Here is a 1108-nt window from a genome sequence, read left to right as displayed (position 1 = left end):
ACCCCGCGTCCTACACCCTTACCCCGGGACAACCACCGCCCGGGCTGGACTACCTGCCTGCGTCACCCCCTCGCTTACCTCCTCCCCGTAGGGTTCGTCGGCTCCACCACTTTCCTTTCCCCGAAGGGTCCGGAACGGCTTCACGGACTTAGCATCGCCTGATTCGATATTGGGCGTTTCAAAGCGGGTACCGGAATATCAACCGGTTGTCCATCGACTACGCCTGTCGGCCTCGCCTTAGGTCCCGACTTACCCTGGGCAGATCAGCTTGACCCAGGAACCCTTAGTCAATCGGCGCACACGTTTCTCACGTGTGTATCGCTACTCATGCCTGCATTCTCACTCGTGAACCGTCCACAACTCGCTTCCGCGGCTGCTTCACCCGGCACACGACGCTCCCCTACCCATCACAGCCGGCGTTGGCCGTATTGCTGCAATGACACGACTTCGGCGGTACGCTTGAGCCCCGCTACATTGTCGGCGCGGAATCACTTGACCAGTGAGCTATTACGCACTCTTTCAAGGGTGGCTGCTTCTAAGCCAACCTCCTGGTTGTCTCTGCGACTCCACATCCTTTCCCACTTAGCGTACGCTTAGGGGCCTTAGTCGATGCTCTGGGCTGTTTCCCTCTCGACCATGGAGCTTATCCCCCACAGTCTCACTGCCGTGCTCTCACTTACCGGCATTCGGAGTTTGGCTAAGGTCAGTAACCCGGTAGGGCCCATCGCCTATCCAGTGCTCTACCTCCGGCAAGAAACACACGACGCTGCACCTAAATGCATTTCGGGGAGAACCAGCTATCACGGAGTTTGATTGGCCTTTCACCCCTAACCACAGGTCATCCCCCAGGTTTTCAACCCTGGTGGGTTCGGTCCTCCACGAAGTCTTACCTCCGCTTCAACCTGCCCATGGCTAGATCACTCCGCTTCGGGTCTTGAGCGTGCAACTCAATCGCCCTATTCGGACTCGCTTTCGCTACGGCTTCCCCACACGGGTTAACCTCGCTACACACCGCTAACTCGCAGGCTCATTCTTCAAAAGGCACGCAGTCACGAGATACAGCAAGCTGCATCCGACGCTCCCACGGATTGTAGGCACACGGTTTCAG

Annotated in this window: 1 rRNA gene; it reads right to left on the bottom strand. The window is 57.9% G+C overall.

Annotation, left to right across the window (positions count from 1 at the left end):
* Positions 1 to 1108: ribosomal RNA gene (locus tag ACFW0C_RS09860) — 23S ribosomal RNA — on the bottom strand; the annotation flags it as partial.

Source organism: Aerococcus sp. NPDC058936, from assembly GCF_042741995.1.
GTDB lineage: Bacteria > Bacillota > Bacilli > Lactobacillales > Aerococcaceae > Aerococcus.
The sequence above is the reverse complement of the archived record's forward strand: the minus strand, read 5'-3'. Positions and strand labels throughout refer to the sequence as shown.